Annotated in this window: 10 protein-coding genes; 4 read left to right on the top strand and 6 right to left on the bottom strand. The window is 40.9% G+C overall.

Features of this window, described 5'->3' with window-relative positions:
* Window positions 1–212: 212 nt before the first annotated feature.
* Together GGQ60_RS00115 and GGQ60_RS00110 are read right to left on the bottom strand one after the other, a co-directional pair.
* The gene (locus tag GGQ60_RS00115; protein ID WP_183759369.1) at window positions 213–1,715 is read right to left on the bottom strand and encodes a hypothetical protein; all 1,503 of its coding nucleotides are present in this window, start codon (window positions 1,713–1,715) and stop codon (window positions 213–215) included.
* A complete protein-coding gene (locus GGQ60_RS00110) occupies window positions 1,712–2,287 on the bottom strand; it encodes an RNA polymerase sigma factor (RefSeq protein WP_183759368.1) in 576 nt (191 codons plus the stop codon). The genes GGQ60_RS00115 and GGQ60_RS00110 overlap by 4 nt, the downstream gene beginning before the upstream one ends.
* A gap of 161 nt (window positions 2,288–2,448) precedes the next feature.
* Between GGQ60_RS00110 and GGQ60_RS00105 the strand changes: the two genes are divergently transcribed.
* Complete coding sequence (locus GGQ60_RS00105; protein WP_183759367.1) at window positions 2,449–3,351, top strand: class I SAM-dependent methyltransferase; 903 nt, start codon at window positions 2,449–2,451, stop codon at window positions 3,349–3,351.
* Between the two features lie 41 nt (window positions 3,352–3,392).
* A complete protein-coding gene (locus GGQ60_RS00100; protein WP_183759366.1) occupies window positions 3,393–3,641 on the top strand; it encodes a hypothetical protein in 249 nt (82 codons plus the stop codon).
* Between the two features lie 30 nt (window positions 3,642–3,671).
* On the opposite strand, the gene GGQ60_RS00095 is transcribed toward GGQ60_RS00100, so the two are convergent.
* Genes GGQ60_RS00095 through GGQ60_RS00080 form a run of 4 tightly spaced genes read right to left on the bottom strand, consistent with a single transcriptional unit; the run spans window position 3,672 to window position 10,113 of the window.
* On the bottom strand, window positions 3,672–5,267 hold the full coding sequence (locus GGQ60_RS00095) for a SusD/RagB family nutrient-binding outer membrane lipoprotein (RefSeq protein ID WP_183759365.1): 1,596 nt from the start codon (window positions 5,265–5,267) through the stop codon (window positions 3,672–3,674).
* 9 nt (window positions 5,268–5,276) lie between these two features.
* On the bottom strand, window positions 5,277–8,378 hold the full coding sequence (locus tag GGQ60_RS00090) for a SusC/RagA family TonB-linked outer membrane protein (RefSeq protein WP_183759364.1): 3,102 nt from the start codon (window positions 8,376–8,378) through the stop codon (window positions 5,277–5,279).
* Between the two features lie 32 nt (window positions 8,379–8,410).
* A complete protein-coding gene (locus GGQ60_RS00085; protein ID WP_183759363.1) occupies window positions 8,411–9,424 on the bottom strand; it encodes a FecR family protein in 1,014 nt (337 codons plus the stop codon).
* A gap of 47 nt (window positions 9,425–9,471) precedes the next feature.
* On the bottom strand, window positions 9,472–10,113 hold the full coding sequence (locus tag GGQ60_RS00080) for an RNA polymerase sigma-70 factor (RefSeq protein WP_183759362.1): 642 nt from the start codon (window positions 10,111–10,113) through the stop codon (window positions 9,472–9,474).
* A 150-nt stretch (window positions 10,114–10,263) separates the two neighbouring features.
* Between GGQ60_RS00080 and GGQ60_RS00075 the strand changes: the two genes are divergently transcribed.
* Both GGQ60_RS00075 and GGQ60_RS00070 read left to right on the top strand, forming a co-directional pair.
* Window positions 10,264–11,151: an ROK family protein gene (locus GGQ60_RS00075; protein WP_183759361.1), complete on the top strand. Its 888-nt coding sequence runs from the start codon at window positions 10,264–10,266 to the stop codon at window positions 11,149–11,151.
* Window positions 11,152–11,378: 227 nt separating this feature from the next.
* Window positions 11,379–14,492 carry a SusC/RagA family TonB-linked outer membrane protein gene (locus GGQ60_RS00070; protein ID WP_183759360.1) on the top strand — a complete coding sequence of 1,038 codons (3,114 nt, stop codon included), beginning with the start codon at window positions 11,379–11,381 and terminating at the stop codon, window positions 14,490–14,492.
* Window positions 14,493–14,503: the final 11 nt, after the last annotated feature.

Genomic DNA, 14,503 nt, shown 5'->3' with positions numbered 1-14,503 from the left:
TCTGGTTGTCATCCTGAGGAATAATTTATTTTATAAAAATCAAGATGAGCGACAGGAGAACCCAACGGTATTGGTTTACCCGAAAAATCGTCATTACTGGCATGAAAGATTGCTTCGTCGACTGAAAAAGCCTTCTCGCAATGACGGCATTCCTGAGAGACCTGTCAATGGTGGCGCATGCGAAGGACCTTTGGCCCATCGATCCCTGGTTTCTACCTAAACCGATACCCCACCCCGATCCTAAACACCTGATTGATCTGTTTAAAAGAGCCCAAACTATTGCTCACCTTGTATGGTGTTAACCATTGATAGCTGCCATTTATATCAAATTGTTTAACGTGAATACTGATGCCGCCTGTTATTCCGATGTTTATCTTATTAACATTTGTATTAACCAAGGTTGAGTCGATCTGCTTGCTGTGGTATAACGTATCACGCGGATCGGCAATCGGATTTAATCTGCTAATTATTTTAGACGGTTTGCCGGTAAAACTAATTATTGGACCGGCTTTAAGATCGATATGTTTGGATAGCTTATAAGCTGCAGTTAACGGGATATCTATCGTAATCACTTTTCGCGTAGCTGTAATGGTAAACGGCGGTAACGAATCCGGACGGTAATAACTAGGGTGAGTAAATTGCCCTTCGATTTTTTGATTGCTGTTGAGATTTAAACCAACCGCAAGTTTCCATTTCTTATTTAGCGCCCAGGTACCGAATATGCCTGCATAAAAACTGCTATTGTCTTTTTGTACATTCATTCCGGTGCTTATGCCATAATTATAGGTTGGCTCGGTTTTATCTTCTCGTTTAGTTTGGGTCGTTTTAATCTTACCCGGTCTGGTATTTTTCACCTTCTGGTTTTTGTCAAGCGTATGGCGATCTGTTCGATCGAGATTCCGTCCTTTGCTGTTATTACTATTTACCAATGAGGCATTTTGCAGATCACTAGAGCTGTAAACCGGTAAAGCTGTATTGCGATTTATAATAGAAACTGATGAAGGAAGATGAGCTAATATATCGCCTTGCTGAAACCCTTTTGGTGCCAGTAATACATTGGTACCCTTTGTAAATTGGCCATCAACTTCTTGAACAATATTTCTGTGGCCCTCAACTTTTGAATCAGGTTTTAGTATTCCCGGTCCGAAATTTCCGGATGATTTAAACTGACCTGGCCTTTGTGTAACACCATGCTCGTTTTTAAAAGGAGAAACAGCATTCGATTTAGCAGCAGATGAAGTTATATTTTCCATACGCATAGCCTGTTTTAAAAGCTCAGCTGCAGTAGGGTCAACTGCTTTATCTCGCTCTGCAGTCACATTTACTGAATCGCCTGTCCCCGTAGTGCTGTCCTTAATTAGCGTTTTATCAACTATTTCATTATAATGTAACACCTTGTTGCTATCCACAGGTGTTGAATCTACCAGGATGGGCTTGATCTTCTTTTTGAGTTCTTTCTGTTTATTTTTTGGTTTCAGAACGGCGAAATAACCAACCGTGGAAGCTGTAACCGCAACAGATAGCGTATAACCAATTATTTTGAACAATTTCGCCCCTGTTGATACATGAGGTCCGTGGCCACCTGCTGTACTGACCGGCATCTGCTCGTTAAGTAACTTGTGCATACCCGTCCATGCGGCATCCGGAGTATCCTTAACCGGAAAACTATCGAATTTATTTCGCCAGAGTTTATGATACCATGCTGAATTTCTCATTTCGTTTTTGTGTTTTCAGTTGGTTTATCAATGGCCGGGGAAACTAACATTTTCCTCAACTGTTTCTTTGCTTCTGTGAGGTGCCACCTTGAGGTGCTCTCGGTAATATTCAAATGTTCTCCAATTTCTTTATGTGAATAGCCGTCTATCACCGAAAGGTTAAACACCAGCTGAGTAGCTGTAGGCAATTGCCTTATTAATTTCAGGAGATCTTCTACAAAAAGTTGATCTAAAACCGATGGCTGGATAAAAATTTCTTCAATCTCATCCTGATTGATTGTTTCATTAAACTTTGCCTCTCTACGGCTTATATCGATGCACGACCTCACCATTACAGTTCTTATCCAGGCACCAAATGCTCCTTTATTAGCATCAAAAGTTTGGATGTTTTGAAAAACCTTCAAAAAGCCAACATTTAATGCATCTTGTGCCAGGTCGTCTGATTTTAAATAACGAAGACAAATACGCAGCATGTCTGCATAGTAAAGTTTATAAAGACCCTCCTGCGCCTGCCGTTCATTGGCTTTACAACCTTTGATTAGTTTAGTATTCTGCTTAAAAAAAAGGTTCATCCATTTGGTTCGGTAAGCGGTTTTTCATCGTATGCTAATAAGGTTACGCAGTAGGTATTAAAAACGCTGGGTTAAAATTAATTTATTTTTTATTTCTGCATTTTATTTTTCTACCAAGCGTTTTGGCTGGTGGGGCCGTATACTCTATAAATCAGAAAATTATGCGCCACAATGAAAGCTATAACCGACACAACGAATGGTACAATGTACATTTCCCATCCGAAAGTGCTAAAAGCGATCATTATGAAAAGATAAAGGCTACAGGAAAAAATAATGTTGCCAGCTGGCTTCAGCAGCTATTTTTCAGTTGTCTCGACCCACTCCTGACCAAAAAACACCTGAATTGGCTCACTGTTGGAGATGCCTACGGATTTGATGCACAATACATCCTGCAATCCGGCAACCATGTACTGGCAACCGATCTTAATACCGATTTTTTAACCGTTGCATTAAAAGAAGGGATTATTAATGCCTGTGTGGCAGAAAACGCAGAAAAACTCACACAGCATGATAACAGTTTCGATTTTGTACTTTGTAAAGAGTCTTACCACCATTTTCCGAGACCTTATGTTGCTATGTACGAGATGATCAGGGTGGCCAAACTAGGTGTGGTGGTAATAGAACCACAAGATCCCATTGCTAAAATGCCGCTGTTATTAATGTTAAGCAATATTTTTTCCCGGAATGCCCCTTTTTTAAATAAATTGTGGAAAAACCGGTTTTCATTCGAGCCCGTTGGAAATTTTGTATACAAAGTTTCTGAACGCGAATTTGAAAAACTGGCTGCAGGTTTAGGCTTACCAATGGTTGCCTTTAAAAAAATTAATCCAAATTACTGGTTTAAGGGAGCAGAATCGATATCGACAGACCTCTGCAATAAGCAATTTTTCCTGATCAAAATGAAGAAGTTTCTTGCTGATACGCTGGTAAAGCTAAAACTTGTACCTGCACAGGTATTAACTACCGTTATTTTTAAACAGCTCCCTGATGAGCAAACCATTGGCCTCCTTAAAAAAAATGGTTACCATTTGGTCTACATTCCACAGAACCCTTACCTCCATTAAATCTTGCTGATCGTTTCACCTGTTAATCATTTTAAAAACACATGAAAATCAATACCACCTCCGGAACCCTGTATTTTTTTGCTGCCTTCTTGATATTACTAAGTTTTTTATTGCTGGTTTTCTTTTTCTATTTACACATAAACTGGAATGAGTTTTTTAATGCTGCAATTATATTTTTGCCGATTGCAGCGGGTATGTTTATTGCAGCCGTTCTTTTATTTACAGGTATATACCTGGTGATTAAAGGCATTAACCGCGGAAAGGAAAAAACACACATCAGATACCTGTAACAGTCCTATGAGGTATTAATTATTTGGTTTTTACTTGTCCCACCAAACCCTTGCTGTAAGAACATCGCCACCCGTTAACCGCGCTACTGCATCTTTATAGTTCTGCGGGTTATTCAGAATTTCTGTCGAAAGGTAAATTAACCTTCTTGGTATAGTACCCTGGGTTACATTACCTTTATAATTAACCGGCGTAAGTTTTGGATAATCGCTTCGTTTCCAATTTAGCCAGGCTTCTATAAAATTAAAATTGGTACCGGTTGCTATCCAATATTGGGTATTAATGGCTTTAAGTGCATTTTGAGTACTGCTTTCGTCAAGCATGTTCTGATTTACAAAATCACTGATTTTTTTTGTATCTAACGCAGCCAAAGGATCCAGCTGTGCCAGTGATTGTATTGCACCGCTTATCCCATTCGTGTAATGTAGATTTGCATTTCCGTTTATGTTCCAGCCCCTTACCTTTGCTTCGGCAAGCAAAAATTCAGTTTCAGCATAACTGAGGATAAAAATCGGTCCGCCTAATTTAAGGTATAAGGCAGTGCGCGGCCTCGAATATTTACCCAGTGGGGCAAAATCATTAGCGCTACCGGTACCACCGGGATAACCTGGCGAACGACTGATATCGGTATCGCCGCCCTGCAGGTCGTACCCGTTTGGCAGCCCCAGCTGAATGGTTGCATCTGTATTTCCAGCCAGATTCTGGTCTGCATTTTTAGCCAGGCCATCTTTCGGTATTTCGCCTATAATGCCCAGCCTGGGGTCGCTGCTGTTCCGTAATTGGTCAATTAAGGTTTTGCTCCAGCGAACCTCCAGGTAATCTGAATAGGTTCTTAAGGCAAGTGATGTTCCATTCTGGCTATTAAAAGATGAAGCATCAGTTAAAAGGATCGCATTGTCATTAATGCCGGTAAAGGTTTTGCCAGCAGCTTTTTCAGTCCATATCCTGGCTTTTTCCGGATCAACTTTGGTTAATCGCATGGCCAGTCTAAGCATTAGAGAATACCCAAACCTTTTCCATTTGCTAATGTCGCCCTTGTAAAAAAGATCGGCTGTAGGCCCGGGTTTTTCTGTGTCCAATCTGGCGATGGCCTCTTCAAGGTCAGCCAGCATCCGGGCATAAATATCCTCCTGGCGGTCATAAACCGGATACTTAATGCCCTGCATTGCTTTAACCGCCTGCGAGTAAGGTACATCGCCATAGGTATCGGTAATTCTTTGTAAAACCAGCACGAACATCATATCGCCTATTGCGATTAGATTTTGATATGCTTCCGGATCCTTTAATCTGGCCAGTCTTTGCATCTCCCTGATGTAGGAAGCATCCGTATACCCTTCATCAAAAATACGTCCCTGATAATCGGTAAAACTACCCACATTGATATATTTATCGCCATTGTTGTAATAATAATAGGTTGAGGCCAGTAACTGCGTCATCGTACTTTGGTACAAAAGCTGGTAATAACCCAAATTGGCATATTTTAACTGTGCCTGTGCAAGCAGGCTATTAGGATCGTAATTGCTTTCAGTAAGTTTGGTCGGGTCGGTATTGATCTGATCCAAAGCTGTTTTAGAACAACTGCCCATTAAAACCAGGGCTAAAAAACCGATTATATGCAATTTTCTCATGATTAATCCTTACCTGAATTTAAAATTAAAATTAATCCCAAACATCCGCGTTGCCGGTAATGAGGCCCCTTCTATTCCTGCGTAACCAAGTGTTGGAGAAAACTGCGATTCAGGATCTATGTTTTTCGTATATTTAAGCAGCGTAAACAGGTTCCGGGCCACCAGGTCGATCTCTACACCACTAAATGGGGTTCTTTTCAGGAAACGTTCATTAAAGGCGTAGCCAATTGTTGCCTGCCTCACTTTAATAAAACTACCATTAAGTACTGATAGGGCCGAAATATTGGTAGCCAGCTCGGGGTAATAGGCATAAGCCGGAACATTAATGGTATTTTTTTGCCCGTTTTCCATCACTCCATTGGCCACAATGCCTGTTTCCCTGCCTGGCAAAGTAGCCTGGTTTAAACCGAGCACATAACTGTAATATTCTGTTGCCGATAAAATTTTATTGCCGAAGCGGTAATCGATCAGGAAAGAAAAACTGAATTGCCCGTAGTTAAAACTATTGGTAATTCCTCCGTATAAAGTAGGCATGGTACCACCCATTGGGATAAAATTACCTCTCTTGGGTATTCCATCCGATCCGATAACAACATTCCCATTGGCATCATGCAGGTAATCATAAGCCATAATTTGCGTAATGGGTTTGCCTACCACAAGTGCTGTATTCGCATTTAAGGGCCTGTATGTACCGGTAAGGGTATAATTACTATTTCCGTCGATAGAAAGCAGCGTATTTTTTACCTTGGTTAAATTAAAATTAACCTTCCATTTGCTGGTTGCAGTTAGAATGGGTGTGTATCCTATTGCAAGTTCCATTCCTGCATTACGGGTTTCACCCAGGTTAACGTAAGCCGAAGTAAAACCTGTGGTAACAGATTGCTTTGCATTAATGATTTCATTCCGGGTGGTGCGGTTAAAATAGGTAAAATCGATATCGATACGGCTATTGAAAAACTTAAGATCGAGGCCTGCTTCTATTTCGTTTAAGGTAAAGGGCTTTAAATTATAGTTGGGTAAATCGCCTGAAAAACCGCCAACAGGAGTACCGTTTACCTGATTATCTACGGTATAATAAATTTGTGTGGTATAGGGTACAATGGGCTCGCCGCTGGTTTTGGCAAAATCCAGGCGCAGTTTACCAAAATCCAAATCTTTTAGATTCAAAAGGTCTGAAAAAATAAAACTTCCTGATACACCGGGTACAAATATGCCCCGGTTGTTTGCCGGCAGGGTAGAATAAATATCGTAACGCCCTGTAACAGAGAAATTAAGATAACGCTGATAGCTTACATCGGCCGTGTAATAGGCCGATTCGGTCACAATTTTAGATATGGCCATTGTTTTTGTACTGGTAACCAGGTTTTCGGGAATATACAGGTAAGGGACTTTAAACTGCGATCCTTTCAGTTTTACACTATTGCCCCTCCTTTCCCGGTAATTTGCACCTGCCGAAAATTCGAGATTCCATTTATCGCTGAGGTTCCGGCTGGCGCTGAACAAAATATCGCTATTCAGTTCTGAAGTTTGGTTCTGATCGTAAGCATTCATTCCGCCCTGCCTGTTAATCGAAAATGCGATCCCGGTAGGCAGAATACTCACCACCTCGTCTTTACTCGAATCGTAACCTATCCGGCCCTGAAGTGAGGCCCAGCTGGCCAGCTTATAATTTAACACGGCCGAAGTGATGTAGCGGTTCCTGTTGGCATAATCGGCCTGTTTGTTCATTAAAAAATACGGGTTGGTTTTATATTCATCTGCATTCCACCGGGTTTCAAAGCCTGTTTGTGCATCAAAACCAGGAGCCAGCATCGATTGGTCTAAACTCGTGGCAAGCGCCGAAATGCCATAATTTGCATTTAATGGACCATCGCTGAGGTAACTTTTGTTCTTATTTCTTTCGTAAATGTAATTTCCAGTAAAACTCAGCGATAGTTTAGGGCTTAGTGCCACCATACCATAAAGGTTTAATGTTTTTCGATTTAATGCGCCATTGGTTAAGATAGAACTGTAATCTAAATTAGATACCGAAACGCGGTAATTATTACGGGTATTTCCGCCAACTACCGAAAGGGTATTGATAAATGCCGGAGCAGTGCGGTAAAAAGTTTGGATATTGTTTTTAACAGGCGAATATGGCCGCATAGAACCATCAACCTGCGCAGTTAGCCGGCCATCCATTATTTCGCCCCAGCTTAATAAACCGGTAGAAATGGCGTTGGACAGATCGGCAGGACGTTTATTCTGAGCCCCCTGCCCATACAAATATTGAAAACCTGTTGAATTAACCGGCACATCAAATGTTAAATTTGTATTGTACTCCAGCTTTGGTTTGCCATTTTCCCCACCACTTTTTAAGTTAATGAGAATTACCCCGTTTGCTGCCCTTGCACCGTATAAAGCTGAAGCAGCCGAGCCTTTCAGTATGGTAATCGTTTCAATATCATCCGGGTTAATATTACTGATGCCGTCGCCATAATCGGCTCCGCCATATTCGTTTGCACTTCCCCTGATGCTGTTATCAATGGGTACCCCGTTTACGATAAATAACGGGGAGGCAGCCGTCATGCTGGAAACCCCACGGATCAGTATACGTGCCGCAGACCCCGGGCCGCCGTTTATTCCTGCAATATTTAGTCCGGCTACCCTGCCCTGCAACATCATCATCATATTGCTTTCCCTTGCTTTGGCAATAGAACTCCCCTTAATAGTGGTGAGGGCATAACCCACTTTCCGGTTATCTTTTTCGATACCCAAAGCCGTAATTACGACCTCTTTTAAAAAACGGACACTGTCTGATCCCGTTTTCACCTCGGTATTTTTTCTGATTACAATTAAATTATTGGGAAGTACAGTATAGGTATAACCACTGTGGAGCAGCAATTGACCGATGACTTTTATGGCCTCTTCTTTTTCTACCTTAACAGATACCTGGTGCTGGAGTATTTTAGACTCGCCATAGGCAAAATGATAAACAGTTTGCCGTTGTATCGCCTCTATTACCTTTTCAAAGCTTGCGTCGGTAAAATTTAAAGTAACTTTAGTTTGCGCTTTGGCGCATAGCGAAGAAATTAATCCAATTAAAAATATAATTCTCTGCGCACCACTCATGACTACAAATATACATCGCTTAATTGTTTGTACTAATGGTAGATATATACATTTTTACCTTCAATGGAATAATTGAAATTCTCGATCAGTTTTAATACGTTTAAGGCTTCGGTAAGGGTTTCCTTATCTACGTGTCCTGTAAATTTAACTGCTTTCAGCTGAGGGTCTTTAAACGTAATTTTGACATCGTACCACCGCTCAAAAAGCCTTGCAATTTCATCAAAACGATTGTTTTTATAAATGAGTTCGTGTTTTGTCCAGGCTGTTTCCATTACCCGGTTATTTTCCGTGCCACTAAAATAAGTGAGCTTACCCAAGCTTGCCTTGCCATTTGCAAGCGTAAACTTATCATTTGGTTTTAAAATAAAGGTCTTTGCGGCATTATCTTTCATCGAGATGGCTACCTTACCGCTAATTAAGGATGTTTCAGTTAGAGAATCATTTTGGTAGGCTTTAACATCAAAGGAAGTACCCAATACCTTTACTGCCAGTTGCGCTGTATGAACAATAAAGGGATGGCTCGCATCTTTTTTCACTTCAAAAAAAGCCTCACCCGACAGGTAAACATTTCTGCTGGCACCTTTAAAGTTCCGGGGATATTTAAAACTGCTTCCCGAATTGATTTTAACGGTAGAGCCATCGGCCAGTACAATTGTTTTAATTTCGGACGCCCTGGTTTGTACGTTTACCAAAACCTCATTATTGGTTTTATCAATAAAAATTGTGTCCCTGTTATAAATCAATAATCCCACCAAAACTATGGCTAAAACTGCCGCAATTTTTAGCCAGGTAACACCGGGTTTATTTTTGCTAATGGCTAAATTGGCCTGATCAGGAACTTTGATCTGTGCCTTGATCCGGTCCAAAACGGTTTCCATATTTTCATCTGCTGCCGTTTCCGATTCGAAATAGGCCTGCAGTTGTTTATATTCTGTTCTGAGGGCCTCGTTAGCGTCTAAAATAGATTTCAGTTCAACAGATTCACCCGATGATATTTCACCGGCTAATTGTTTTCCAAGCAATTCTGTAAATCGTTGATCTGTCATTTTTTTTCCGCCCTTTATTATTAAGTTCTCTTTTCTTTTAAAATTGCCTACAAAAAGTATAAAAAAGATATACTTCCTACTAATATAACCAGAGAGATGAATTTTCCCAGTTTTTTTTCATTTGCGCTGTTATCTTTTAACGGCTGTAACACCAACCGGAGTTTTGTAATTGCCCTGAACAATTGAGTTTGCACCGTTCGGGGCGAGATATCCAATAGCTCTGCCACTTCTTTGTACTTCATCCCACTTTCTTTAATCAGCCTAAAAACCATAGCCGCTTGTGGGGCCAAACCATCAATGGCCAGGTCAAGCTGCCGGTGCAATTCTTTGGTTTCCATGATGTAATCTGGCGTGTGTGTGCTGACCGGACGATCCTCTTCTACGTCTACTAAATCGATAAACGTAATGGAAGAATTTTTTTTAAGGTGCTTAAGTGATTGATTTTTTACGGCGATAAAAAAGTAACTTTCCGGGTTTAGCACATGGGCGCCTGCTGCGCGGTTTTCCCAGCATTTAATAAATACTTCGGCCACAATATCTTCCGCAGCAGGTTTATCATTTACATAATAAATAGAAAATTTAATTAAGCGGGTATACAGAAAGCGGTAAAGCTGCTCAAAAGATTTCACATCATCTTCAAGACAAATCTTATTCCATAAAACGACTAAATTCGGTTTAGCTGCTTTCAACTTGGTTAGTTTTTGAACCAAATGTAAGGTAATAAAAAATATTTCATAAAAAAATATTCCCGTTGTAGGCAATTTAACAAAAAAAGGACTCTTCAATTCGGTGTACTCGTAAGACACCAGCCACTTATAGACCTATTGAAGCAGAAGATAATGAATAAAAACAAATACGTAATGGGCATTGATATCGGGGGTTCGCACATTACAGTTGCCGTACTCGATATGCAGCAACGGAACATTCTTAAAAATTCCTACACGCGAGAACGCGTCGATTCTCATGGCTCAACCACACAGATAATCCACACGTGGTGTAATGCAATTAAAGCTGGTTATAAAAAAGCAGGTATCCAGATTGACCGCTTGGGCATCGCCATGCCAGGGCCTTTCGATTATGTTAATGGCATCTCTTATATTGCCGGCAATGATAAATATGCTGCTTTTTATGGCCTGAACATAAAAGACATGCTGGCTGGAGAACTGGAGATAAGCCCTGATCAGATTTTAATGGGCAACGATGCTGCCTGCTTTTTGGCCGGAGAGGTATTTGCGGGTGAAGCCCGTTCCTACCAAAACCTGATTGGCATTACCTTGGGCACCGGACTCGGAAGTGCCGTTTGTAAAGAAGGAAAAATTACCGATGCCAACCTGTGGTGTTCGTCTTTTTTGAACGGAATAGCAGAGGATTACCTGTCTACCCGTTGGTTTTTGAAACGTTATTATGAACTCACCAGTTTAAATATCCTGAATGTTCGCGAGCTGGCCCTGCTTTATGAGGAGAACCAAACGGTGCGGAAAATATTTACAGAATTTGGCCATAACCTGGGTCTTTTCCTCAAAAATTTTCAACAAGATCATGGAGTAGAAGCAATTGTAATTGGCGGTAACATTGCCAATGCATCCGCCCGCTTTTTGCCCGGTGTGCTTAAATACCTCGAATCGCAAGGGATCAATACGCCTGTCCATATCTCCAAACTGAATGAAGATGCTGCACTGGTTGGTGCTGCAGGTTGTTGGGCCGTGCGGGAGAAAGAAAGCATCTGAAAGCTATAATAAATTGAATTTGAAGATCATGAACAGGTATTTTATGGTATTGAAACGGGAATACCTAAAAGATACCGCATCACGCCAGAAAAAAAATAAAATATTTCCACTTCCCTGTAGGCAATTTCTGTAAGCATAATACTCTTATCTATAAAACAGCCCGGATGGAAATCCTTAAGGCGAAAAACAATTAACCAAATACTTATTCAAAATTATTCATAATGAATATGAAAAAATCTCTACAGCTCACATGCTTATTGCTTTATGCATCGGCGGGTCTGTATGCAGCTACTCCAGCAGATCATTTTAAACGGTCAGTTTCCTACTACTCGGTTTACCAGGACGTGATAAAAGGGACCGTAAAAGACGAAAACGGCGCAACTTTACCTGGTGTAACCATTACAATAAAGGGGGCACAGGGCGGCACCCAAAGTAATACCTCAGGGCAATACAGTATTGCCGCTAAAACAGGCGATGTTTTAGTGTTCTCTTTTATCGGCTACCAAAGCAAAGAAGTTACGGTGGGTACGCAGGGTACAATTGATGTTACTTTAACCCCTGACTCTAAAAATCTCGAAACCGTTGTAGTAACGGCCTTGGGGGTAAAAAGATCAGAAAAGTCATTAACCTATAATACGCAACAGGTATCGGGCGAAGAATTATCAAAAGTAAAAAGTCCGAACTTAATGAATTCCCTTAACGGTAAAGTTGCGGGTTTAACCATTAGTCCGAGTGCATCTGGTGTTGGTGGTTCGGCAAAGGTAATTTTAAGAGGAAGCCGTTCGATAAGCGGTAATAATCAGCCCTTATATGTAATTGACGGGGTACCGATCAGTAATAACGGTAATGCCAATGGCCAGCAGAACAGTGTATTTGGAGGTGGTCAGGATGGTGGTGATGGTATCTCCAACCTTAATCCGGATGATATTGCAAGTATTACGGTTTTAGAAGGTGCATCAGCAGCGGCCCTTTACGGTAGCCAGGCACAGAATGGTGTTATTTTAATTACCACTAAACAGGGCAAAGCGGGTAAAACCGAAATAGGTTTTTCATCGGGCGTAACCCTTGATCATATTGCTTACGAGCCAAAGTTCCAGAACAGTTACGGGCCATCATCAGCTACGGTAAGAGACAGTTGGGGTGGAGGAATCAGTAATGCAACAGATAACCTAAAAGATTTCTTCAAAACAGGGTTTAATACTTCCAACGCGATAAATCTATCGGGCGGTTCTGAAATAGCGCAAACCTATTTTTCGTACTCAAACACCTATGCCAGTGGAATTCAACCGGGCAATAAGTTAAACCGCAACAACTTAAATCTCCGCGAAACGGCCAGATTTTTTGATAATAAATTAACGGTAGACGGAAGTGTAAACTACATTAATCAACGCATCAATAACAGCCCTTCTTTAGGTTTGTATTTAAATCCATTATTGGGCTTGTACCTTTTCCCCCGCGGTGTTGATATAACCCCATATAAAGATCAGTATTTATTGGCCGGCAATACAGGTAGCGCACGCCAAAACTGGTTAGGTGGTCCGCAGGATATTAATCAAAACCCATGGTGGTTAACCAATTTAAATCCAAATACATCAATCCGTAACCGTTTTTTATTCAGCGGAAGCGTTAAATACGATGTTGCACCCTGGTTAAATGTACAGGTTAGGGGAAATATGGATCACACTACCGACGATTATGAAAATCGCAGGTATGCGGGAATTGCAACCAATTTCAACTCTACCGGAACAGGTTATTTTGCACAGAGCAACCAAACTTATGTACAGAAATATGTAGATGCAATTGCCAATTTTACTGTTCCGATGACTGGATCTGATTTTAAAGTGAACGGGCTAATTGGCGGGAGTATCAACGATCAGAAAACGTCAGGCTTATCTTTAGCGGGCAACCTTTCGGCAGTCGATTTCTTTTCGCCTGCGAACACCATTGTTGCCCTTCCGGGAACCTATACAGGAAACACACTCAGTAACGTGGTACCAATTGTTCCTAACCACAGCCAGTTACAGGCCGTATTTGGTAATGCCAATATTTCCTATAAAGATTGGGCATTCTTAACGGTAACCGGCAGAAACGATTGGTCTTCTAACCTATCGTATACACCGAACGATTCTTATTTCTACCCTTCTGTGGGTCTATCACTGATTGTTTCACAGATGTTTAAACTTCCTGAAACCATTACTTATGCCAAATTAAGAGGAACTTATGCAGAAGTTGGAAATACTGTACCTCCGTATCTTACTTTTATCCAAAATACATTAAAATCAGACGGTGCATTAAATTTCAATACCAATGCAGCATTCAGGGAGTTAAAACCTGAAAGAACAAAATCGTTCGAGGTGGGCACCGATTTACGCTTCCTATCGAACAGAATCAATTTCAGCTTTACCTATTATAAAACCAATACCAAAAACCAATATATCCCTGTAGTTGCACCTCCTTCTTCATTGGTATCAACAGGATACCTGAATGCCGGTAATGTAGAGAACAAAGGTTTCCAGTTTATTTTAGGTGCTGATGTTGTAAAAGGTGATGGATTAAACTGGAATACTTCAGTAAACGGTTCGTTAAACAGGAACAAAATAATCGATATCGCATCGGCCGATAAAATTAACAGTGTAGATTTAACCGGCGCCGGTAATACTTCTTATATTTCGAGGCTAAAAGTAGGTGGTTCTTATGGCGATATTTATAGCTATACTTTGCAAAGAGATGCACAGAACCGCATCATATTAGGTGGAGATGGTACAACCGCTTCGCCATATACACCACTAAAAAGTAAAGAATTTAATTACGTAGGTAACCCTAATCCAAAATTCCAGTTGGGATGGAACAACAGTTTCAACTACAAGGATTTTAGCTTAAGTTTCCTGGTTGACGGTAAATTCGGCGGACAGGTATTATCGCTTACCGAAGCTTTAATGGACGAAGCAGGTGTATCTGAAGCGACCGGTAATGCAAGGGCTCAGGGTGGTGTTAAAATTGACGGTGTAGACACCAAAGGTAATGCAGTATCAACAACAGTTAACCCACAGGCTTATTATTCATTTGTTGGTGGCAGATCGGGCGTATCGGGCGAATATATCTATAGCGCTACAGTTGTACGTTTAAGAGAAGCTGCTTTAGGTTATACCCTGCCATTAACGGGTAAAACATTTAAAAGTGTTAAATTCTCTGTTACCGGCCGAAACCTGTTTTATTTCTATAAAAAGGCTCCTTTCGATCCAGAGATCACCATGTCAACCGGGAATGGCTTATCGGGTATAGACGTTTTTAACCAGCCTGCTACCCGCAGTTTAGGTTTCAATCTAAACGTATCATTTTAATTCTATTCAAA

Origin of the sequence: Pedobacter zeae (assembly GCF_014196715.1) — a bacterium.
Taxonomy (GTDB): domain Bacteria; phylum Bacteroidota; class Bacteroidia; order Sphingobacteriales; family Sphingobacteriaceae; genus Pedobacter; species Pedobacter zeae.
The sequence above is the reverse complement of the archived record's forward strand: the minus strand, read 5'-3'. Positions and strand labels throughout refer to the sequence as shown.

What these genes read in the sequence shown, in the direction of transcription:
- GGQ60_RS00115 (WP_183759369.1), bottom strand. Translation starts at nt 1,715, where the DNA reads ATGAGAAATTCAGCATGGTATCATAAACTCTGGCGAAATAAATTCGAT.
- GGQ60_RS00105 (WP_183759367.1), top strand. Translation starts at nt 2,449, where the DNA reads ATGCGCCACAATGAAAGCTATAACCGACACAACGAATGGTACAATGTA.
- GGQ60_RS00075 (WP_183759361.1), top strand. Translation starts at nt 10,264, where the DNA reads ATGAATAAAAACAAATACGTAATGGGCATTGATATCGGGGGTTCGCAC.
- GGQ60_RS00100 (WP_183759366.1), top strand. Translation starts at nt 3,393, where the DNA reads ATGAAAATCAATACCACCTCCGGAACCCTGTATTTTTTTGCTGCCTTC.
- GGQ60_RS00110 (WP_183759368.1), bottom strand. Translation starts at nt 2,287, where the DNA reads ATGAACCTTTTTTTTAAGCAGAATACTAAACTAATCAAAGGTTGTAAA.
- GGQ60_RS00070 (WP_183759360.1), top strand. Translation starts at nt 11,379, where the DNA reads ATGAAAAAATCTCTACAGCTCACATGCTTATTGCTTTATGCATCGGCG.
- GGQ60_RS00090 (WP_183759364.1), bottom strand. Translation starts at nt 8,378, where the DNA reads ATGAGTGGTGCGCAGAGAATTATATTTTTAATTGGATTAATTTCTTCG.
- GGQ60_RS00095 (WP_183759365.1), bottom strand. Translation starts at nt 5,267, where the DNA reads ATGAGAAAATTGCATATAATCGGTTTTTTAGCCCTGGTTTTAATGGGC.
- GGQ60_RS00085 (WP_183759363.1), bottom strand. Translation starts at nt 9,424, where the DNA reads ATGACAGATCAACGATTTACAGAATTGCTTGGAAAACAATTAGCCGGT.